The organism is Catenovulum sp. SX2 (assembly GCF_052056295.1).
Lineage (GTDB): Bacteria > Pseudomonadota > Gammaproteobacteria > Enterobacterales > Alteromonadaceae > Catenovulum.
On record NZ_CP182493.1, the window covers coordinates 3646930 to 3667255 of the forward strand.

Annotated in this window: 20 protein-coding genes and 3 tRNA genes; 17 read left to right on the forward strand and 6 right to left on the reverse strand. The window is 40.8% G+C overall.

All coding sequences use genetic code 11. The features are described 5' to 3' along the window. The first annotated feature begins 5 nt into the window (after positions 1-5). The 15 genes from ruvA (at position 6) to ACMZOO_RS15390 (ending at position 13587) form a co-directional block, all read left to right on the forward strand. Complete coding sequence (gene ruvA / locus ACMZOO_RS15320) at positions 6-626, forward strand: Holliday junction branch migration protein RuvA (RefSeq protein ID WP_440904190.1); 621 nt, start codon at positions 6-8, stop codon at positions 624-626. Positions 627-628: 2 nt separating this feature from the next. After that, positions 629-1648, forward strand: coding sequence for a Holliday junction branch migration DNA helicase RuvB (gene ruvB / locus ACMZOO_RS15325; protein ID WP_440904191.1), 1020 nt, complete (start codon positions 629-631; stop codon positions 1646-1648). Next, positions 1648-2055 (forward strand): tol-pal system-associated acyl-CoA thioesterase, encoded by a 408-nt coding sequence (gene ybgC / locus ACMZOO_RS15330; protein WP_440904192.1) that lies wholly within the window; start codon positions 1648-1650, stop codon positions 2053-2055. Before ruvB ends, ybgC begins: the two co-directional genes overlap by 1 nt. After that, positions 2045-2740, forward strand: coding sequence for a protein TolQ (gene tolQ, locus ACMZOO_RS15335; RefSeq protein ID WP_440904193.1), 696 nt, complete (start codon positions 2045-2047; stop codon positions 2738-2740). Before ybgC ends, tolQ begins: the two co-directional genes overlap by 11 nt. Positions 2741-2746: 6 nt before the next feature. Then, the gene (tolR, locus tag ACMZOO_RS15340; RefSeq protein WP_440904194.1) at positions 2747-3172 is read left to right on the forward strand and encodes a protein TolR; all 426 of its coding nucleotides are present in this window, start codon (positions 2747-2749) and stop codon (positions 3170-3172) included. After that, positions 3172-4071 carry a cell envelope integrity protein TolA gene (tolA, locus tag ACMZOO_RS15345; RefSeq protein ID WP_440904195.1) on the forward strand — a complete coding sequence of 300 codons (900 nt, stop codon included), beginning with the start codon at positions 3172-3174 and terminating at the stop codon, positions 4069-4071. The genes tolR and tolA overlap by 1 nt, the downstream gene beginning before the upstream one ends. 18 nt (positions 4072-4089) lie before the next feature. Further along, entirely contained in the window at positions 4090-5433 is a 1344-nt protein-coding gene (tolB, locus tag ACMZOO_RS15350; protein ID WP_440904196.1) for a Tol-Pal system beta propeller repeat protein TolB, read from the forward strand. Positions 5434-5481: 48 nt separating this feature from the next. Beyond that, positions 5482-6036: a peptidoglycan-associated lipoprotein Pal gene (gene pal, locus ACMZOO_RS15355; RefSeq protein WP_440904197.1), complete on the forward strand. Its 555-nt coding sequence runs from the start codon at positions 5482-5484 to the stop codon at positions 6034-6036. 23 nt (positions 6037-6059) lie between these two features. Next, complete coding sequence (ybgF, locus tag ACMZOO_RS15360) at positions 6060-6854, forward strand: tol-pal system protein YbgF (RefSeq protein ID WP_440904198.1); 795 nt, start codon at positions 6060-6062, stop codon at positions 6852-6854. Positions 6855-7043: 189 nt separating this feature from the next. Further along, positions 7044-7119: transfer RNA gene (locus ACMZOO_RS15365), tRNA-Lys, on the forward strand. Between the two features lie 22 nt (positions 7120-7141). Continuing rightward, positions 7142-7217, forward strand: a tRNA-Lys gene (locus tag ACMZOO_RS15370). A 20-nt stretch (positions 7218-7237) separates the two neighbouring features. Continuing rightward, positions 7238-7313 (forward strand) — tRNA-Lys (locus ACMZOO_RS15375). A 179-nt stretch (positions 7314-7492) separates the two neighbouring features. Further along, the gene (locus ACMZOO_RS15380) at positions 7493-9346 is read left to right on the forward strand and encodes a sodium:solute symporter family protein (RefSeq protein ID WP_440904199.1); all 1854 of its coding nucleotides are present in this window, start codon (positions 7493-7495) and stop codon (positions 9344-9346) included. Positions 9347-9350: 4 nt separating this feature from the next. Then, positions 9351-11792, forward strand: coding sequence for a GH36-type glycosyl hydrolase domain-containing protein (locus ACMZOO_RS15385; RefSeq protein WP_440904200.1), 2442 nt, complete (start codon positions 9351-9353; stop codon positions 11790-11792). Positions 11793-11835: 43 nt separating this feature from the next. Beyond that, positions 11836-13587 carry a glycoside hydrolase family 9 protein gene (locus tag ACMZOO_RS15390; RefSeq protein WP_440904201.1) on the forward strand — a complete coding sequence of 584 codons (1752 nt, stop codon included), beginning with the start codon at positions 11836-11838 and terminating at the stop codon, positions 13585-13587. A 20-nt stretch (positions 13588-13607) separates the two neighbouring features. Here the strand turns inward: ACMZOO_RS15390 and ACMZOO_RS15395 are convergent, their stop codons facing one another. Continuing rightward, complete coding sequence (locus tag ACMZOO_RS15395) at positions 13608-15017, reverse strand: ATP-binding protein (RefSeq protein ID WP_440904202.1); 1410 nt, start codon at positions 15015-15017, stop codon at positions 13608-13610. After that, positions 15010-15696 (reverse strand): response regulator, encoded by a 687-nt coding sequence (locus ACMZOO_RS15400; protein WP_440904203.1) that lies wholly within the window; start codon positions 15694-15696, stop codon positions 15010-15012. The genes ACMZOO_RS15395 and ACMZOO_RS15400 overlap by 8 nt, the downstream gene beginning before the upstream one ends. Positions 15697-15858: 162 nt before the next feature. Between ACMZOO_RS15400 and ACMZOO_RS15405 the strand changes: the two genes are divergently transcribed. Together ACMZOO_RS15405 and ACMZOO_RS15410 are read left to right on the forward strand one after the other, a co-directional pair. Next, positions 15859-16341 carry a Spy/CpxP family protein refolding chaperone gene (locus ACMZOO_RS15405; protein ID WP_440904204.1) on the forward strand — a complete coding sequence of 161 codons (483 nt, stop codon included), beginning with the start codon at positions 15859-15861 and terminating at the stop codon, positions 16339-16341. A gap of 226 nt (positions 16342-16567) precedes the next feature. Next, a complete protein-coding gene (locus ACMZOO_RS15410) occupies positions 16568-17491 on the forward strand; it encodes a hydrogen peroxide-inducible genes activator (RefSeq protein ID WP_440904205.1) in 924 nt (307 codons plus the stop codon). Between the two features lie 5 nt (positions 17492-17496). On the opposite strand, the gene lepB is transcribed toward ACMZOO_RS15410, so the two are convergent. The 4 genes from lepB to ACMZOO_RS15430 all read right to left on the reverse strand — a co-directional run bounded on the left by lepB (position 17497) and on the right by ACMZOO_RS15430 (position 20282). Continuing rightward, positions 17497-18147, reverse strand: coding sequence for a signal peptidase I (gene lepB / locus ACMZOO_RS15415; RefSeq protein WP_440904206.1), 651 nt, complete (start codon positions 18145-18147; stop codon positions 17497-17499). 69 nt (positions 18148-18216) lie between these two features. After that, on the reverse strand, positions 18217-18660 hold the full coding sequence (ruvX, locus tag ACMZOO_RS15420; protein ID WP_440904207.1) for a Holliday junction resolvase RuvX: 444 nt from the start codon (positions 18658-18660) through the stop codon (positions 18217-18219). 52 nt (positions 18661-18712) lie between these two features. Continuing rightward, positions 18713-19270 (reverse strand): YqgE/AlgH family protein, encoded by a 558-nt coding sequence (locus tag ACMZOO_RS15425; protein WP_440904208.1) that lies wholly within the window; start codon positions 19268-19270, stop codon positions 18713-18715. A 94-nt stretch (positions 19271-19364) separates the two neighbouring features. Next, positions 19365-20282, reverse strand: a complete 918-nt coding sequence (locus ACMZOO_RS15430; RefSeq protein ID WP_440904209.1) for a LysR substrate-binding domain-containing protein — start codon at positions 20280-20282, stop codon at positions 19365-19367. Positions 20283-20326 lie beyond the last annotated feature (44 nt).

The window sequence follows — 20326 nt, forward strand, 5'->3', positions numbered from 1 at the left end:
TCAGTATGATAGCTAAGTTAACCGGCAAGGTTATAGAAAAGCTACCACCAGAGTGCATCATAGATGTAAATGGCGTAGGTTATGAAGTTTTTCTACCTATGACGAGTTTTTACAAATTACCTGAATTGACTCAATCAACCAGTATTTATATACACCAAGTCATTCGTGAAGACGCGCATACCCTATATGGTTTCCATAATAGATTACATAGAGATTTGTTTCGCGAATTGTTAAAAGCCAATGGTGTTGGGCCAAAACTCGCTTTGGCTATTTTATCGGCTATGAGTGCCGAAGAATTTATCAATATTGTGCAAAACGAATCACTCGGTTTGTTGGTGAAAGTGCCGGGTGTTGGTAAAAAGACCGCAGAACGTTTATTGCTGGAAATGAAAGACAAATTGATGAAGTGGTCGGCGAATATGGTGTCAACTGGTATCTTGTCTGAGTCGACCCCAGAACAATTTGCGCAAGCGAGCCAAGCGCAATCGAGTAGCCAAGATGCAATTGAAGCCTTAATCGCTTTAGGGTATAAAGCCAATCAAGCAGAAAGTGCAGTGAAAAAGGTTGCACAAACTGGTTTGTCGAGCGAAGAAATTATTCGCCAAGCCCTTAAGAGTATGTTGTAAACATGATTGAAGCAGATCGAATAATCAGTGCTAGTGCACAAGCAGAAGAAGAAATAATCGACCGCGCCATTCGCCCCGAAAAGTTATCCGACTATACAGGGCAAAAACGCGTGGTTGAGCAAATGAATATTGCAATTGAAGCGGCACGTAAACGTGCGGATGCACTCGATCATGTTTTGATATTTGGCCCACCGGGTTTAGGTAAAACAACGCTTGCGCGCATTATCGCCAATGAAATGGGTGTCAACATTAAAACCACCTCTGGCCCTGTGTTAGAAAAAGCTGGTGATTTGGCAGCCTTGTTAACCAATTTAGAACCACATGATGTGTTATTTATTGACGAAATACACAGGTTAAGCCCAGTAGTTGAAGAGGTGTTATATCCAGCAATGGAAGATTACCAGCTGGATATTATGATAGGTGAAGGCCCTGCAGCACGTTCAATAAAATTAGATTTACCACCTTTCACTTTAGTTGGTGCTACCACGCGGGCTGGTTCGCTTACTTCACCTTTGCGTGACCGCTTTGGTTTAGTGCAAAGATTAGAATTTTATTCGGTTGATGAATTACAATCTATTGTTAAACGTTCGGCGCATCATTTGGCAATGGATTTAAACGACAAAGGGGCGCTAGAAGTCGCAAGGCGCGCACGTGGTACGCCACGTATTGCCAACAGGTTATTACGCCGCGTACGTGATTTTGCTGATGTAAAATCAGCTGGTATCGCTGATGAGCAAGTTGCAGCGACAGCGCTTGATTTACTTGATGTTGACAGTAAAGGTTTCGACTATATGGATAAAAAATTGTTGGAAGCCATTATTGAAAAATTTGCCGGTGGCCCTGTTGGTTTAGATAATTTAGCCGCAGCAATAGGTGAAGAAAAAGATACAATTGAAGATGTGATTGAGCCATTTTTGATCCAACAGGGTTTTATTCAACGTACCCCTAGAGGAAGAATTGCCACAGCTAACGCCTATGTGCATTTCGGTTTGCAATATCCAGCAGCCGGAGAAAATAAATAATGGCGGCAATGGAATTTAATTTTGCTGTACGTGTCTATTACGAAGATACAGATGCGGGTGGTTTGGTTTATCATGCAAACTATTTGAAGTATTATGAACGCGCTCGAACAGAATTTTTATCACATTTGGGCATAGAACAAGACGGTTTACTCGCAAAACAAATAGGTTTTGTGGTAAAACGTATAACTATAGATAATATTTTGGCAGCAAAGTTTAACGACAGGTTAACTGTGGTGACCAAAATTAGTGCGCTAAAAAAAGCTCGATTAGAATTTGAGCAACGTATCGAAAAAGAGAATAAAGTAATTAATACAGCTTTAGTTGAAATTGCTTGTATAGATTTAGAAAAACTCAAACCGGTACGTATACCAGAATATATTTTAGGGGAATTACACAGTGTCAGCTGATATGTCTTTTATCGGTCTTTTTTTACAAGCTAGCCTGTTGGTTAAAGCAGTGATGATTTTATTACTGGTTGCATCTATTGTTTCTTGGGCGATGATTTTTCAACGCAGCAGCATTCTTAATAAAGCACATAAAGATAGCCGAGTTTTTGAAGATAGATTTTGGTCGGGCGTTGAGCTAGCAAATTTATATCATGAAGTTTCGCACAAAATGGGTGAATCTACCGCCAGTGAAAGTGTGTTTAAAGCAGGCTTTAAAGAATTTGCCCGCATGCGTAAAACGCCACATTGTTCACCTGAGGCTATTATGGATGCGACGCACAGAGCAATGCGAGTATCTATGTCACGCGAAGTCGACAAGTTAGAAACACATTTACCTTTTTTAGCGACTGTTGGTTCTATCAGTCCGTATATAGGTTTATTTGGTACCGTTTGGGGCATAATGAATGCTTTTATTGCATTAGGTGAAGTACAACAAGCTACTTTGTCTATGGTTGCACCAGGTATCGCTGAGGCTCTAATTGCAACTGCTATGGGGTTGTTTGCTGCTATTCCAGCTGTTATTGCCTATAACCGTTTTTCAAATCGCGTTGAAAAAATAGAAAATGGCATGATTAATTTTATGGAAGAGTTTTCGTCTATCATTCATCGCCAAGCTATTGCTAAAACAGAAAAGGGCGGAGAATAATCGGCTATGTATCAGCGCAAGCGCCGTCGTCCGGTTTCTGACATCAATGTTGTACCTTATATTGATGTAATGTTAGTGCTTCTTATTATATTTATGGTGACAGCTCCACTGATTACTGCTGGAGTAAATGTTGAGTTGCCTAAAGCTGAAGCTGAGCCTCTAGCTGAAGACAGCAAACCTCCTATCATAGTATCAGTGACCGCCGACTACGAATATTTTGTAACAGACGGCAGCAACAAAGATGGGCCATTAAATCCAAGTGAAATTGCCACTATAGTAGCGGCATTTTTACAGGTTGAACCTGACAGACCTATTATGGTTGAAGGTGACCGTAAAGTAGATTACGACGCTGTGGTAAGTTTAATGGTGTTACTGCAAAAGCAAGGCGTTAAATCTGTCGGCCTAATGACAGATCCGGTGGGAGAGCAATAATGCAATTTCCTATCGCTTTAGTTGTTTCAGTGATTTTACATTCAGTGATGTTAGGGGTGTTGGTCTCTAGCATGGAGTTTGTCACACCAAAACATAAACCAGAGCCTATGCAAGTGGAAGTCGTTAGTGCTGTATCTGTTGATAAAACCGCATTGGCCGAACAAGTGGAAAAAATGCAACAGCAGAAGCTTGCTAAAGAGCGAGCAGAAGAAAAACGCGTAGCTGATTTAGAGCGCAGAGCACGTGAAGCTGAACAAAAACGTCGTTCGAATGAAAAAGACATTCAAAATTTAGAAAAGAAACAAAAGCAAGCTGAAGCAGAAGCAAAAGCGGCTAAAGAGCGACAAATTAAAGAAGCAGAGCGAGCCAAACAACTTAAACAAGAAGTTGAGAAGCAAGAACAAGCTAAACGTCGAGCAGAAGAACAAGCGAAAAAAGCAGCAGAAGTTGCACAAAAAGCCGAAGCTGAAGCAAAACGTAAAGCCGAAGAATTGAAAAAAGCTGAAGCTGAACGTAAACGCAAAGAACAAGAAGCAATAGAAAAAGCTGAACAACAAAGAATGTTAGAGCAGCAAATGAAAGCTGAAATGGAAGCGCGTAACGCACAGCGTCAGCAGTATGTAATGGGCGAGCGCGCTAAATTTGTCGCACTGATTCGCTCGGCAATTCAAAGCAATTTGTTTACTGATCCTTCGTTAGCAGGAACCAGTTGTAAACTGAATATTAAATTAGCAAGCAATGGGTTTGTCACTCAGGTTAAGACCTTGTCTGGACACCCACAAACTTGCCAAGAAGCTGAACGAGCTGTGTATAAAACAAATCAGATGCCGGTATCGGAAGATCCTGAAGTTACAGCTCAATTAAGAGATATAAATTTAACCGTTGCACCAGAGAAATAAAATTTAGAGCGCTAAATAATGAAAAAAGTTTTAACCCTAATTTTTGGATTGTTGTTTGTTACCCCGAGTTTTGCAGCGATTGAAATTTTAATCACAGAAGGCTTAGATGGGGCTAAACCTATAGCTGTTGTGCCATTTTCATACGATGGTATTCAAACTCTACCGGTAAGCCTAGCGGATGTGATTTCGGCAGACCTTGCACGCAGTGGTAAATTCAACCCAAAAGCTGTGATGGAAATGCCGCAACAGCCAATTACCGATAAAGATGTAGACTTTACCGCCTGGGCGGAAAAGGGCATAGATACAATCATTCTCGGGCAAATACGTGATGCTCGCCCTGGAATATTTTCTGTGACTTATCAAATCATAGATATCATTCGTGGCCAGATCACAGGTGGTGGAGCACAAATGTTAAGTGATGGTCAGTTAGTCACATCCAACGACCATGTCATGTTGGCGAGTCGGCCGATTCAATTTGAAACTGCTGATTTTCGTCGTGTCGCCCATGCGATTAGCGACAATGTATTTGAAAAGCTAACTGGCATAAAAGGTGCATTTCAAACTAAGATAGCATACGTTTTAGTGACAGAGCAGCCACAAAGACCGTATCAACTTGTGGTTGCAGATTATGATGGTTACAACGAACAAGAAGTGATTCGTAGCAACGAACCGCTCATGTCGCCAACTTGGTCGCCAGATGCAACTAAATTGGCTTATGTGACCTTTGAAAATCGTCAAGCACAAATTTTTATCCATGACCTATATTCAGGTAGTCGTGAGATGATTGCATCATATCCGGGCATCAATGGTGCACCTAAATGGTCACCGGACGGCTCAAAAATGGCTATGGTGCTGAGTAAAGACGGCAATCCAGAAATTTATGTGATGGATTTATTAACACGTAAGTTAACGCGTGTTACTAATAACAGAGCAATTGACACAGAACCATCATGGTATCCTGATGGCCAGTCATTAGTGGTAACCTCTGAAATTGGCGGTCGTCCGCAGTTGTATCAAATTGATTTACGCACAGGTAAGAAAAAACGTTTAACTTTTACCGGTGAAATGAACTTAGGTGGTTCGATTACCCCAGATGGAAAAAGCCTAATTACCGTAAACAGAACTCGGGGAAACTATCATATTGCGCGCCAGGATTTGCGCACAGGAGCAATACAGGTATTAACCAAAACATATTTGGATGAATCGCCTAGTGTATCTCCGAACGGAAATATGATAATTTATAGCACATTACATGGCCAGAATCAGGTACTTGCGCTGGTATCTGTTGATGGGCGCTTTAAAGCGCGTTTACCATCAGGTATCGGACAGGTTAAGTCACCGGCTTGGTCTCCCTACATGTAATGGGGAATTTTTAACTTTTTAAAATTAACTAATAATAAGGAAAAGCACATGCAGCCTACCCAATTATTGAAGTACTTAGTTGTTGCTCTACCTATGTTAACTGCAGCTTGTAGCACAACAACTGGTGAAGATGACACTGCAACTTCTACTAACGCTAAAGAAACTGCGACAACAGGTGCAGTGGCTGGTAACGATGGTGATACTGTTGAAGTAATGACACTTGCGAAAAAACGTCAAATGCAAGTTGAAGAAGAAGAGCGTAAACAAGCAACTTTACGTCAAACTAACATGTTATTCTTCGATTTTGATGACTCACAAATTCAAGGTAAATACTTTGAAATTTTGGAAGCTCACGCGGCTTATTTACGTGCAAATCCTACAGCTAAAGTTGTGGTTGAAGGTCACTGTGACGAGCGTGGTACTCCAGAATACAACATTGCTTTAGGTGAGCGTCGTGCTAAGAGTGTTGCAAAATACCTACAAAATTTAGGTGTTATGTCTTCACAAATCTCGACAGTAAGTTACGGTGAAGAGAAGTCATTAGACAAATCACGCACTGAAGCTGCTTTCGCTAAAAATCGTCGAGCAGTGTTAGTTTACTAATTTAAACAAAAAGTACTGATAATATGGCTAAACTAAGTAAATTAGTGGCTATAAGCATGGGAGTGGCGTCATTGACGTGCGCTCCTTTTGTTTATGCAGAGGATAGAAATTTATCACTAGGTGAACGCCTAGATATGATAGAAAGGGCGAATGATGCTCGTGGACGCTCACAAGTTGAATTAGCTCAACAAGTGGATTATTTACAGTCTGAAATCAGTGAATTGCGTGGCATTTCAGAAGAGCATAACTACAAGTTGTCGCAAATATTAGAGCGCCAACGAGAGTTATATCAAGAACTGGACAAGCTTGCCCAATTAACCCAACAAATGAATGCGCTTAAGGTACAAGCGCCTAACAGCAGTTCTAACCAACTACCGTTAATCACAGACAATAAAGTAATTAATCCGGTTCAGGCGGCAGCTACAGCTTCGTACACTGAAAATTTAGATGAGAACCAAGCTTACGATAAAGCGGTCAATCTAGTTTTAAAAGACAAGTTATACGACAAAGCTATCCCAGAGTTTAAATCTTTTATTCAAAAATTTCCGGATTCAATTTATCAACCGAATGCACATTATTGGTTAGGCCAACTTTTGTTTACCAAAGGTGAGTTAGCTGATGCAGCAAAAAGTTTTGAAACTGTGGTTGAGCAATATCCAAACTCAAATAAAAGAGCGGATGCTTTGTTTAAGTTGGCTATGGTCGCACAAAAGTTAGGTGATAAAACTAAAGCCAAACAAAAATTTGAACAGGTGATTAGCCAATATCCTGATTCAACCTCTGCTAAATTAGCGGCGGGTCGTTTAAACGAATTCTAATTTAAACACTAATTATTGGCTGGATTGCGCAAAAAATAGCAGGCTTTGTATAGATATTCAGCAAACAATGCTTGTGAACAAAAAAATCAAAAAAAAAATGAAATATTTGTTGCGTTCGGTCTCTATATCAGTATTATACGCCCCGCGTTGGCAAGCGGGGTTCTGGTAACTAAGCTTGTAAATGAAAGTGGGTCATTAGCTCAGCTGGTAGAGCAGTGGACTTTTAATCCATTGGTCGCAAGTTCGAATCTTGCATGACCCACCACTTTTATTTTTATCGCTTGAATGGGTCATTAGCTCAGCTGGTAGAGCAGTGGACTTTTAATCCATTGGTCGCAAGTTCGAATCTTGCATGACCCACCATTCTTTAGCGATTCCCTGACGGGTCATTAGCTCAGCTGGTAGAGCAGTGGACTTTTAATCCATTGGTCGCAAGTTCGAATCTTGCATGACCCACCATTTTCTCCGTCATCAGTTATACATCTTCTTTTATCAAATTTCCTTTAATCATAACTTTGTTTTTGATTTGTAATCTTATTGTGCGATTTTTGTGTGTTTTTTTGTAAATGCTATTGAAAACGTTTTCTTTGTTGGTTATTTTATTGCTACAAACAGAATAACAATAGACAGGCTCAAACATGACAATGTCGTCATTAGACATATTTATAATTTTGGCGTACTTAGCAACGACCATCATCATAGGTATCTTACTTAAGCGCAAAGCAAGTAAAGATATGAAAAGTTATTACATGGGTGGCAACAAGCTACCTTGGTACATGCTTGGATTATCCAATGCATCTGGCATGTTTGATATATCTGGCACCATGTGGCTGGTAACCCTGTGTTTTGTTTATGGCATGAAGAGTGTCTGGATCCCTTGGTTGTGGCCGGTATTTAACCAAGTCTTTTTAATGATCTTTTTATCCGCTTGGGTTCGCCGTTCCGGGGTGCTAACTGGCGCTGAATGGATACGCACACGTTTTGGTGACGATACGGGCGGCAAACTGTCGCATATGGTTGTGGTGTTATTTGCGGTGATTAGTGTGTTAGGTTTCTTGGCATACGGCTTTATTGGCATAGGTAAGTTTGTCGAAATATTTGTCCCTTGGTCTGCCGTTGCGCCTTATTTGCCTTTTGATATAGCACCAGAATATGTACCGCATTTTTATGGAATTATCTTCACCAGTATCGCTACTTTTTATGTGATGCTCGGCGGTATGATGAGTATTGTTTGGGCTGACGTTGTCCAGTTTCTAATTATTACCATAGCGTCACTGGCCATTGGTTTTATTGCCATGAGCCAAGTTTCACCTGAAGCTCTGCAGGCAGCAACACCAGAAGGTTGGGATAATCCATTTTTTGGCTGGAATTTAGATCTCGACTGGTCAGGTTTAGTCAACGAAGTGAACGATAAAATTCAAGCAGACGGTTATAGCTTATTTGGTTTGTTTGTGATGATGTTATTGTTCAAAGGCATCTTAATTAGTGCAGCAGGCCCTGCGCCAAACTATGACATGCAAAAAATTCTCGCAACCAAGTCGCCAAAAGAAGCCTCTTTAATGAGTGGTTTTGTATCTGTTGCGTTAATGCCAATTCGTTATTTTATGATCGCTGGTTTCACTGTTTTAGCCATTGTTTATTATCAAGATTTAAACTTGTTAGTTGGCGGACAACTCGATTTTGAAGGCATTCTACCCAGTGCAATTTTACAATTTGCACCAACTGGTATTTTAGGTTTATTACTGGCTGGTTTGTTGGCGGCCTTTATGTCGACATTTGCTTCAACAGTCAATGCGGCACCTGCTTATTTGGTTAACGATATTTATAAACGCTATATCAATCCGCAAGCGTCAAATAAAAAGCTCATTCATGCCAGTTATTTAGTGTCTATTTTGGTTGTGGTAATCAGCACATTTATCGGGTTCGCGGTAACCAGTATCAATAGTGTACTGCAATGGATAGTTTCAGGGCTGTGGGGCGGCTATGTGGTTTCAAACGTGCTCAAGTGGTACTGGTGGCGCCTAAATGGTTTTGGCTACTTCTGGGGTATGCTCAGTGGTATTCTAGGTGCTATGTCGTTCCCGGTCATTTTTGACGGCGTTTTCCCTGAGATAGCCAGTGATATTTTACCTTTGTATTTATTCCCGCTCTTGTTGGTGGTATCGGCTGTTGGTGCTATTGCTGGCAGTTTGTTAACCAAAGCGGAAGATCCGGAAATTCTAAAATCTTTTTACAGCAAGGTGCGCCCTTGGGGATTTTGGGGGCCAATTAAACAAGCTGTATTGGCAGAGCAGCCTGACTTCCCGGTAAATAAAAATTTCAAACGCGATATGTTTAACGTCGCAGTCGGTATTGTATTGCAAACCAGCTTAGTTGCCTTGCCAATCTACATCATTATGAAGAATTGGCTCGCAGTTGCTATTACCTTGAGTTTGTTGGTTTGTTCAGCAATCACATTAAAAATTAATTGGTATAACAAATTAGAAGATTAATCTTATGACACAAAACACAGAAACTTCATTCGGCTATTTTGACGATGAAAACAAAGAGTTTGTAATTACCTCACCACATACACCATTGCCTTGGATTAATTACCTCGGCAATGATGGATTTTATGGACTGATTTCCAATACAGCGGGTGGTTATTGTTTTTATAAAGACGCTAAGTTCAGACGATTAACCCGTTATCGCTATAACAATGTGCCAATGGACAGTGGTGGCCGTTATTTTTATATCAATGATAATGGTGTGGTGTGGAATCCGGCTGGGCGTCCGTGTAACACTGAGCTTGATTTTTACCAGTGCCGCCACGGTTTGGGGTACAGCCGTTTTATCGGCCGTAAAAATGAACTAGAAGCTGAGTTAACTGTGACTATCCCGCTAGAGATGAACGCGGAAGTTTATAAGCTCAAACTCACCAACAACAGTGAACAGACTAAGCAGATTGGCTTATTCTCTTTTATTGAATGGTGTTTGTGGAATGCGCAAACCGATGGCGAAAACTTCCAGCGCAACTTATCAACTGGTGAAGTAGAAGTGGATGGCAATTTTATTTTCCACAAAACTGAATATCGCGAACGCCGCAATCACTATGCATTTTTTGCATGCAACAAAGATATTGATGGATTCGATACAGATCGCGAAACTTTTGTTGGTATGTACAACGGCTTTAACAATCCACAAGTTGTCAGTGCCAATAAAGCGGCAAACAGTGTGGCACATGGTTGGTCGCCAATTGCATCGCATTATTTCAATTTGCAATTAGCTGCTGGGCAAAGTGAAGAAATCGTCTTTATGTTGGGTTATTGTGAGTTGAGCCGAGAAAATAAATGGCAAGCACTTAACCAAATTAATCAAACACCTGCACGTGAGTTGTTTGCTCATGTGGATACGGCTAAAAAATTCGACCATCAATGTAAACGATTACGGTCTTATTGGCAGGAGTGTTTAGACGTTTGTCAGGTGAATACGCCGGATGACAGATTTAACCGTTCAATTAATATCTGGAACCAATATCAAAACATGGTGACATTTAATATGTCGCGCAGTGCCTCTTATTATGAATCAGGCATAGGCCGTGGTATGGGTTTTAGAGATTCACATCAAGACACCATAGGTTTCACCCATATAGCACCTGCTGCTGTACGTCAGCGTTTGTTAGATTTGTCGGCAACACAAAAACAAGATGGTTCGGCTTATCATCAATATCAGCCGTTAACGAAAAAAGGCAATGCAGATATAGGTGGTAATTTTAATGATGATCCTATGTGGATGATTTTAGGCACAGCTAACTATATTAAAGAAACTGGCGATTGGTCGATTTTAGATGAAAAAGTCCCATTTGATGACAACAGCCAAGCGGTCAGCCATTTTGAGCATTTACGCGCTGCGTTTAATCACACGGCCAACAAATTAGGTCCACATGGTTTGCCGTTAATTGGCCGCGCTGATTGGAATGATTGTTTAAATTTAAACTGTTATTCAAACGATCCAAATGAATCTTTCCAAACAACTGAACACAGAAAAGATTCAGTTGCCGAATCTCTGATGATTGCAGGCCAATTTGTATTGTACGGCCAAGAATATGTGCGCTTATGTCAGCATATAGGCATGTTTGAAGAGGCAAACGCGGCTAAAACACATATTGAGAAAATGATAACTGCAGTTGAGCAATATGGTTGGGATGGTCAGTGGTTTTTACGCGCATATGATGCGGATGGTAAAGCGATTGGCAGTCATAAAAATGCGGAAGGTAAAATATTCATTGAGTCACAAGGCTTTTGTGTGATGGCTGGAATTGGCCTGGAAAACGGCAAAGCACAAAGTGCACTAGATGCGGTAGAAGAGCATTTAGCTTGTGATTTTGGCATAGTGTTACAGCAACCTGCTTTTAGTCGCTACGATATAGCTTTGGGCGAAATATCTTCATATCCACCTGGCTATAAAGAAAACGCTGGTATTTTCTGCCACAACAACCCGTGGATCTGCATAGGTGAAGCTATGTTAGGCCGGGCTGATAAAGCTTTGTCGTATTATCAGCGCATTAACCCAATCTATTTGCAAGATTTGCAGCAAACGCATAAAACTGAACCTTATGTTTATTCGCAAATGGTTGCTGGTAAAGATGCAGCGATTCCGGGTGAAGCAAAAAATTCTTGGTTAACCGGCACAGCTGCTTGGAGTTATTATGCGGCAGTGCAGTATATTTTGGGTATTCGACCAGACTACCAAGGTTTGAGCATAACGCCATGTATTCCAAAAAGCTGGCCTAGTTTTACTGTGCAGCGTAAATTTAGGGGCGCACACTACCAGATTAGTGTGCATAATAACTCAAGTGATAAACAAGGTTTGTATATTGATGGTCAGGCAATTGCGGGCAATACAATTGACTCTGCAAAATATACAGAAAATCATGTGGTTGAGTTTTATATTGGCTAAACAGTTTCTGGTTAACAACACACACTAGATAGGAAAAATAATAATGACAAATAACCTAGGCAAAAGTGCGCTAATCAGTTTAACCGCACTTTTGCTCGGTGCTTGCCAAAATACCGAGCAATCGCACAATAATACAGACGATGTTAAACAAACAACAGCTGCACAAGTTCAGGCTGTACTATACAACCAACTCGGTTATGCAAGTGATGCTGATAAGTTGATCTATTTGCAAGCTGATACAGTTTTGTCTGTGGATATAGTGGATAAAAACAGCCAGCAAATTGTCGCAACTAAACAAACGTCTGGATCTAAGTTCTGGCCGTTTTCAGAGCAAAATTTTGTTGAATTGGATCTAACTGATATTCAGCAACCAGGTGACTATCAAGTTGTTTATGCGGATACAGTTTTGGTTGATTTTAAAATTGCCAGCGCTTTGTATAAAAATGCGACTAAAGTGATCGCCGAAGGTTTTTATTACAACCGTGCGAGCCATGCAATTGAAGCCAAGTATGCAGGTAAATTTGCAAGAGCGGCAGGGCATATGGATGACGCTGTGATAATTCACAAATCAGCCGCTTCAGCACAGCGTCCAGAAGGCACAATTGTCTCTTCGCCTAAAGGTTGGTATGACGCGGGTGACTACAACAAATACACAGTTAATAGTGCCATTAGTATGTACAGCATTTTACGTGCTTACATGCGTAAACCTGAGTTTTTTAACCAGTTAAAGCTAAATATTCCAGAGCAAACTAATCAAACCGCAGATATTTTAGATGAGTTATTTTGGCAGCTAGATTGGTTTTTAACCATGCAAGATCCAAATGATGGTGGTGCTTATCACAAAGTCACTACACTCAACTTTAGCGGTGTGATTATGCCAGAAGCAGGCACTCAGCCAAGATATATGATAGCTAAGTCAATTGGTGCCACTTTAGATTTTGCTGCGACCGCGGCTTATTTTGCCCGTCAGCTCAAAGATATAGACCCGACCCGGGCAAAGCTATGTGCTGATGCAGCAATACAAGCGTATCTGTGGGCACAAGACAATCCAAACACAGCTTATGTGCAGCCTGATGATGTTAAAACCGGTGCTTATGTCATTGGCAGTGATGACTATCAAGATGAATGGTTTTGGGCTGCGGCTGAAATGGCGATCAGCTTTAATCAAGCGAGTTATTGGCAAGATCTCGCTAAATTTAAGCAAATTGACATGTCGGTGCCAAACTGGGCTGATGTTAAAGGTTTAGGTTGGATCTCGTTAGCTGAACAATCACTAAACCAAGGGTGGCAGACGTTGGCGCAAACTAAGTTGCAACAAACCGCAGAGCATATGCTAACCGTTGCTAATAAATCTGCGATAAAAATCAGTTTGGGCGCGTATCAAGGTGATTTTGTGTGGGGAAGTAATGGAGTAATGGCTAATCACATTATGCTTTTAGATGCTGCAAAACCTTATGTCGCTAATCAAGCTAAAGTCAGTCGCTTAATGACAACGAATTTAGATTATTTATTTGGCACTAATCCAACCGGATATAGTTATGTCTCTGGTTTGGGGGTTAAAACACCTATGCATCTGCATCATAGAATATCTGAAGCGGATGATGTGATTGAATCTGTACCTGGTTTAGTTGCTGGTGGGCCACATTCAGGCCAACAGGACAAGTGTGACTATCCATCAAAACTACCAGCTTTGTCGTATGTAGACGCTTGGTGTAGTTATGCAACCAATGAAACAGCAATCAATTGGAATGCACCTTTGTTGTACGCAGTTGCAATGGCTGCTGCTAATGAATAATGGCTAGGACTGCGAATAGCTTATTCGCAGTCACCTTGTTTGGCTGGTAAACAAATTTCTACAGTTAAACCAACACCAGTTGCATTATTGCTGGCATCTATATCACCACCATGGCGTGAAATGGCCTTTTTCGCTATGCTCAAACCTAAACCTGTGCCGCCGGTTTGGCGGTCGCGGTCTCTTTCAACTCGATAAAATGGGTTGAAGATTTTGTCTATATCTTCATCAGGCACACCTGGGCCACTATCCGTCACTTGTATGCTGCATTGTTGATTTTCACTCAGTGCGGCCATTAATTTAATTTGGCTATCAACCGGTGAATATTTAATTGCATTGCGCACGATGTTTTCAATTGCTGTGCTTAACAACATAGCATCGCCGTCGACACACAAGCCGTCATTTATACATAAATCAAATTGAATGTTTTTTTCGTCACATTCAAGTTGGGCGGAAGCGCTAATATCCCGTAAGAGTGCACTGATGTTCACCGGGGAAAATTCTAATTGCACATCGTCATTTTCAAGTTTGGCTAGGCGTAAAACATTACCTATCATTTGGTCGAGTTTATTTAGCTCTAGCTCCATACGCGCGATTTGTGTTTGGCTATTTTGTGGATTTTTCGCAACTAATGCCAAAGATAAACCTAAGCGGGTGAGCGGCGTGCGCAGCTCGTGGGACACATCGGCGAGCAACCTTTGATGCAAAGCTAAATTGCTCTCAATTTTTTCTGCCATATGGTTAAAATCTTGGGCTAATTGTGCCACTTCATCACCACGCGCTATTACTTTATTCGGAACTCGATAACTGAGTTTGCCTTCGGCTAAGTTACGTGCAGATTGGTTAAGTGCTTTTATCGGAATAGCAATCCCTCGGGCTATCAACCAACAGGGTAGAATGGTTAATAAACCAGCGATTAAAAATTTCAACCATTCGGGGGAGTGCCACAAAGCTCGGTAAAAATCAGCTCTTGGACTGGTTTTATACACCATCATTAATTTGTATTCTTTGCCGTCAAGCGATAACGAATCAGGGCCAATTAATACGTGGTCTTTAACTCTCACTTGCAAGGGTTCAGCTTCGTAGGCAAGTTGTTTTAACTCGGCATTTGGGCAGTCTAATGGCGAATCATTTTTAATTAACTCACCTGTTTCAGTGTCACGTAAAACTAACCAACGCTGTGGTCTAGAGTGTTTTTGCAGCCGATAGATTTTTTTCTCTAATTGCTGCATATCCTTGGCGCGTTGCAACTCTTTTTTAGTGTGCTTGAGCTGATGTTTATTAAAATCATCTATCGGTCGCACATTATTATATTGATTAAACTGCTGGTTGATAAAAATAGTGGCGGCGATAACCACTAATACTGTGCCCCAGAAACCAATAAAAATACGGCCAAACAGCGAACGAAATGGGTTGAACTTAGAGTTAATCATGCGCCACCAAACGGTAACCTGCACCACGAACGGTTTTAATTTCTATGCTTTCTTCTTCTTTTAGTTTTTTGCGCAAATTACTAATATGCATGTCTATGCTGCGGTCAAACTGCATTAAACGGCGACCGAGAATTTGTTCGCTCAAGGTTTCTTTGCTAATCAGTTGACCAAGGTTTTGCACTAAATAATCTAGAAATTGGTATTCAGTGCCTGTGAGCTCTACTTCTTGGTTATTGATATAGACGCTATGGGTATTGTGATCTATGTGTAATTTACCTATCTGTACCGGCTGTTGCTGAGTTAAGCTTTTGGCATAGTCGAAGCGGCGTAATATGGCTTTAATGCGTGCGAGTAATTCTCTGTGATTAAAGGGTTTAGGTAAATAATCGTCTGCGCCTAACTCTAAACCGAGAATACGGTCATAATCGTCACCGCGCGCGGTTAACATTAATACTGGGGTTTTATCTTTTTGGCGCAAGGCTTTGAGGGTTTCAAACCCATCCATTTTAGGCATCATCACATCTAATAAAATCAGATCATAAGAAGCTTGTTGCAGCATCTCTATGCCTTCTTGACCGTTTGCCGCACTCGCACAGTTGAATTGCTCTGCACCTAAATATTCACTAAGTAGCTCAACTAGTTCAACGTCGTCGTCAATTATCAGAATGTTTGCTTGCATCTTTACTCTTACTATTTTGTTGTGACAGTTTAATTGTACTGGCTGTGTTTGGTGACTCCAAACTCTTTACCTAAACTTTACATTGCCTTTGCGTTTCTTTGCGTTCAGTTAGCTAGACTAAAATCGTCAAAAACATCAACAACCCAAAGAGGAATGTCGACAATGAAACTAACTAATTCAATTAAAACCAGTATTGCAACAGCGTTAACTTTAGCTGTTATGGCTTCACCTGTTATGGCGGGTGAGCGTGGTCATGATGGTGAAGGTAAACCAGCTCATTGCATGAAACACAAAAAACACAAACACTCAAGCCAAGATTTTCCATCAGTTAAACATATGAAACGCAAACTAGATTTAACCGATGAACAAGCCGACAAAATTGAAGCTATTTTAGCCGCTGCCAAAGTTGAACGCAAAGAGCAGAGTGGTAGTTTACACAGTATGAAAAAAGAGTTAACTCAACTAACTCATAGCGAAGACTATGATGAAAGTGCGGTTAAAGCTTTGTTTGCCCAATATCAAGCTGATATGCAAGATAAAATGTTAGCCAAGAGCAAGGTTCACCATGAAATTTGGTTAGTGTTAACACCAGAGCAAAGAGAAAAGTTGTCTGAGCGTATGAGTAAAAGACACGATAGATCTTAATTTAGTTTTTACTTGCCACTATCTCTCATAATTTGATAGCAGGGCTGATATAAGCCCTGCTGTAATTCCTCCGCATCCACCCCATCGCTGGACGAATACCAAACAAACTGGTGGAAATTTGTTCGTGTAAGTTCAGAGGCGTTAAGCCAAGTTGATTCTTTGTTGTCACAAGCACAGGTTATGCACTAAAGTATGACTAATCAGGCGTAAACAAATTAATACAAGAATGGCTAACAAACTTCCAAGCATTAGAAATTTACAATATTTAATCAAACTATATGAGCTTAAAAACTTTAACCGAGCGGCGGAAGCCTGTTTCGTCAGTCAATCGACTTTAAGTGCCGGTATCCAAAACTTAGAAGACCAGCTAGGTGGACAATTAATTGAGCGTGATCATAAATCATTTGTTTTTACTGAAATGGGTGAGGCTATGGTTGAAATGGCCAAACAAATTGTTCAGCAGGCGAGTGAATTAGCTGAAATTGCCAGTGAAGCACAAAATCCTATGGCAGGTAGAGTTAAGATGGGTTGTATTCCAACCATAGCACCATTTCTATTTAAAGATTTTTATCTAAAGGTTAAACAAGCTTTTCCCAACTTACAGTTGCAGCTAAAAGAAGATACAACTGAAAATTTGTTAAAGAGTTTAGACTCGGGTGAATTAGACTGTTTAATTTTAGCTTTGCCGGTTGATACAGGTGCGTTCCATAGCAAAGTTGTTGGTGAAGATAAATTTTGGATGGCTGCACATAAAGATTATCCAGTTGGGCAAGAAGCAGATATTGATTATCAAGCTTTACCAGATCAAAGTATCTTTTTACTGCAAAAAGAACACTGTTTAACTGAGCATGCAGTATCGGCTTGTCGCTTGGTTGATAGCCGTAAAATTAATCCGTTTTCAGCCAGTAGCTTACATACCCTGATTACTATGGTTGAGTGCCAAGCTGGCGCGACTTTTGTGCCACAAATGGCTGTAAGTGCGGGTTTGTTAGAAGGAAGCGATTTAAAGCTAGTAAAACCAGCGCAAGAGGCCGCAAGCCGCCAAATTGGTTTGGTCTGGCGTCAAACCACACGTAGAGCTGTAATCTTTAATAAACTAGCTGCAGTAATAAAAGACTTGTTAGCAGAAATTGAAGCCGACGCTGACTAGCGGGATCACAAATCCCGCATAAATCTATCTGCTCTGGGCAAATAGTAGTTATCGTAATCAACAGAAAAGACCACGCTGCTGGTGCGGCCTACAATTTCATATCTTGGGACAAAACCTATTACCCTTGAATCAGAGCTGTTGTCTCTGTTGTCACCTAGTGCAAGGTAATGACCAGCTGGAACTAACACTGGGGGGAAGTTAGCTAATACCGAACCTTGTTTTTGCACCCGTATCGCATGTGCTACACCAAATAAGTTTTCAATTTGGTCGTTGGCTGAATTCGATTGTGCCATTTGAGTGTAGTCTAGCTGCTGGCCGTTAATGGTTAAGACATTATCATTCAATTCAACCACATCGCCAGGTACACCTATAATACGTTTGACAAGTGTTAAATCAGACACTGCTGAATCAAAGGTGACTATGTCGCCGCGTTTTGGGTCTGCTATTTTATAAAGCGAAATATTGGTAAAGGGCACACGCAAATCGTACGCCATTTTATTAACTAAAATGCGGTCGCCTTCAACTATAGTAGGTTTCATTGAACCTGTTGGTACGACATTCCAATCGGCAAAGGCACTACGAAATACCAACATTAAGCTAATGAAAATAACAAACGAACGGTTTTGTTTAAGTGTTTTGCGCAGCCAGCTTTGCATATCTAATTCCTTGAATTGGTTTTTACATTAGTATGTTTAAAGCTAGATTAGTTCCATATATTGGGGGAATTAGAGCGCTTGATTTTCAAACCAACTCATCAGAATTATTTCAGCCGATTTAGAATCTATTTTGTCTTTGGCCAAGTTACGATAACCACCAGTTTCAAATAAATAAGCTTTGGCATCTACTGTGGTTAAACGCTCGTCCCAAGTTTCAACAGGATAACCAAAACGACCGTGCAAACGGTTGGCAAATTTTTTCGCTCTTTGGGTAATTTCTTGTTCGGTGCCATCCATATTTAGAGGTAAACCGACCAACAGCAAATCGGGTTGCCATTCTTTTAACTGTTTTTCAATTAAATCCCAATTTGGGATACCGTCTTGTGCTTTTAATGCTGGCAGCGAGCGGGTGGAGTAAGACAGCTCTTGGCCAATGGCGACACCTATGCTTTTTAAGCCAAAGTCAAAAGCCATTACGTTGCGTTGGCCAATTTTTGATGAGATTTGAGTCATCTGTTGATTCAATAATTTGCAAAATATGCTGCTAGTTTAGCAAATTTAGCGCTTAGGCGTGACCAATTTGATTACTGATTTGCCAAGTAGCAATGCCGAGCACTTCAGAGGCTTGTTGCCAGCGTAAATGTATTGGTGTGGTGTAAATTAAATCTGCGTCTGCTGGAATGGTTAACCAAGCGTTATCCAATAGCTCTTGCTCCAGCTGGCCTTTTTCCCAACCGGCATAACCCAAACAGATTAAATAATCTTCTGGTTCGTCTTTGGTGCCAATAGATTCTAATAAGTCACGTGAGGTGGTCACCATAATATCTGGGGTTAATTGCATCGAGCTTTGCCATTTTTTCTGCGGGCGGTGCAAGACAAAACCGCGCTCTGGACTAACTGGCCCACCTGCATATACGTGGATTTCCGGTAAAATCAGTTTATCTTTGAGTGGCACTTTAATTTGCTCGAGTAAATCAGTGACTTTCATTTCAAGTGGTTGATTAATCACAATACCCATAGCGCCATTTTCGTTGTGCTCACAAATGTAAGTTACCGTGCGTTCAAAATAGCCATCTTCGAGAGATGGCATGGCAATGAGAATTTGGTTTTGCAGGTTTTTCATATCCACTCAATTTACGTGATAAGGTAAGATAATTATGGTTGATGAATGGCAAAATTGCAGTACAAAGCTCAATAAAATTTAGCTGGGTAGATATTTACTTGATTGGTGACACATTGGCTAGATTTGTTAGGCTAGTACGCTGACTGATCTCAAAAAACGATTTGATATAACCCAAGTTTTTTTGCCTTTGTTTTACCGCTGCAAATAATTTGCTGGTTAAACCATCTTTGCCAATTTGCACAGTTTCAACTAAACCCTGTTGCTGATATTCAGTCACTGCCCATGAAGGCAAAGCCGCAACCCCTAAATTAGCCGTGACCATTTGTAAAATCATTAAAGTTTGATCGACTTTTTTAACTTGTTTTGGCTGGCAGTTGGCTGGGTGCAATAAATATTTATAGATGTCTAAACGAGCTGGTTCAACCGGATAAGTTAATAAAGTTTGTTGGGTAAGATCAGTCGCTTCAATATAGGCTTTTTGACTAAGCGGATGTTCTGGTGCTGTAACTAACACCATTTCAAAACTGAATAAAGGTTCGAAGTGAAAATCGTCCGATTCAAAGGTATCGGCAGTGATCACTAGATCAAGCTCACCTTCGGCTAAGCCGGGCAGGGCATCAAACATATAATCGTTGTTAAACGACAGTTCAATCATGGGCCAGCGTTTATGAAATTGGCTGATTGCCGGCATTAACCACTGAAAACAACTATGACATTCAATTGCTAAACGTAGTTGCCCTTTGGCCTGAGTGCGTAAATCTTTAATGCGCTCTTCAGTTTGTTGTAGCATAGGTAACATTTGTTCTGCCAGTTGCAAAATGATTTCCCCTTCAGCGGTAAATTTTACTGGTTGGGTTTTGCGCAGATAGATGGGGTGGCCAATACGCACTTCTAACTCTTTAAGTTGATGCGACAAAGCTGAACTGGTTGTATGCAGCCAATCAGCCGCTTTGGCTAAAGAGCCTGTATGTGCCAAGGCGCGCACGGTTTTTAGATGTTTAATTTCCAACATGAATAAAATTCAACGTAATTTATTTTTTTTTGCATTTTTTTCAA

Bases quoted from the DNA above. Each gene is read 5' to 3' on its own strand.
- ruvB (WP_440904191.1), top strand. From the start codon at position 629: ATGATTGAAGCAGATCGAATAATCAGTGCTAGTGCACAAGCAGAAGAA.
- ACMZOO_RS15410 (WP_440904205.1), top strand. From the start codon at position 16,568: ATGGCTAACAAACTTCCAAGCATTAGAAATTTACAATATTTAATCAAA.
- ACMZOO_RS15425 (WP_440904208.1), bottom strand. From the start codon at position 19,270: ATGAAAAACCTGCAAAACCAAATTCTCATTGCCATGCCATCTCTCGAA.
- tolB (WP_440904196.1), top strand. From the start codon at position 4,090: ATGAAAAAAGTTTTAACCCTAATTTTTGGATTGTTGTTTGTTACCCCG.
- tolA (WP_440904195.1), top strand. From the start codon at position 3,172: ATGCAATTTCCTATCGCTTTAGTTGTTTCAGTGATTTTACATTCAGTG.
- ACMZOO_RS15390 (WP_440904201.1), top strand. From the start codon at position 11,836: ATGACAAATAACCTAGGCAAAAGTGCGCTAATCAGTTTAACCGCACTT.
- ruvX (WP_440904207.1), bottom strand. From the start codon at position 18,660: ATGACTCAAATCTCATCAAAAATTGGCCAACGCAACGTAATGGCTTTT.
- tolR (WP_440904194.1), top strand. From the start codon at position 2,747: ATGTATCAGCGCAAGCGCCGTCGTCCGGTTTCTGACATCAATGTTGTA.
- ybgC (WP_440904192.1), top strand. From the start codon at position 1,648: ATGGCGGCAATGGAATTTAATTTTGCTGTACGTGTCTATTACGAAGAT.
- pal (WP_440904197.1), top strand. From the start codon at position 5,482: ATGCAGCCTACCCAATTATTGAAGTACTTAGTTGTTGCTCTACCTATG.
- ACMZOO_RS15395 (WP_440904202.1), bottom strand. From the start codon at position 15,017: ATGATTAACTCTAAGTTCAACCCATTTCGTTCGCTGTTTGGCCGTATT.
- ACMZOO_RS15430 (WP_440904209.1), bottom strand. From the start codon at position 20,282: ATGTTGGAAATTAAACATCTAAAAACCGTGCGCGCCTTGGCACATACA.
- ACMZOO_RS15380 (WP_440904199.1), top strand. From the start codon at position 7,493: ATGACAATGTCGTCATTAGACATATTTATAATTTTGGCGTACTTAGCA.
- ACMZOO_RS15400 (WP_440904203.1), bottom strand. From the start codon at position 15,696: ATGCAAGCAAACATTCTGATAATTGACGACGACGTTGAACTAGTTGAG.
- ybgF (WP_440904198.1), top strand. From the start codon at position 6,060: ATGGCTAAACTAAGTAAATTAGTGGCTATAAGCATGGGAGTGGCGTCA.
- ACMZOO_RS15385 (WP_440904200.1), top strand. From the start codon at position 9,351: ATGACACAAAACACAGAAACTTCATTCGGCTATTTTGACGATGAAAAC.
- ACMZOO_RS15405 (WP_440904204.1), top strand. From the start codon at position 15,859: ATGAAACTAACTAATTCAATTAAAACCAGTATTGCAACAGCGTTAACT.
- lepB (WP_440904206.1), bottom strand. From the start codon at position 18,147: ATGCAAAGCTGGCTGCGCAAAACACTTAAACAAAACCGTTCGTTTGTT.
- ruvA (WP_440904190.1), top strand. From the start codon at position 6: ATGATAGCTAAGTTAACCGGCAAGGTTATAGAAAAGCTACCACCAGAG.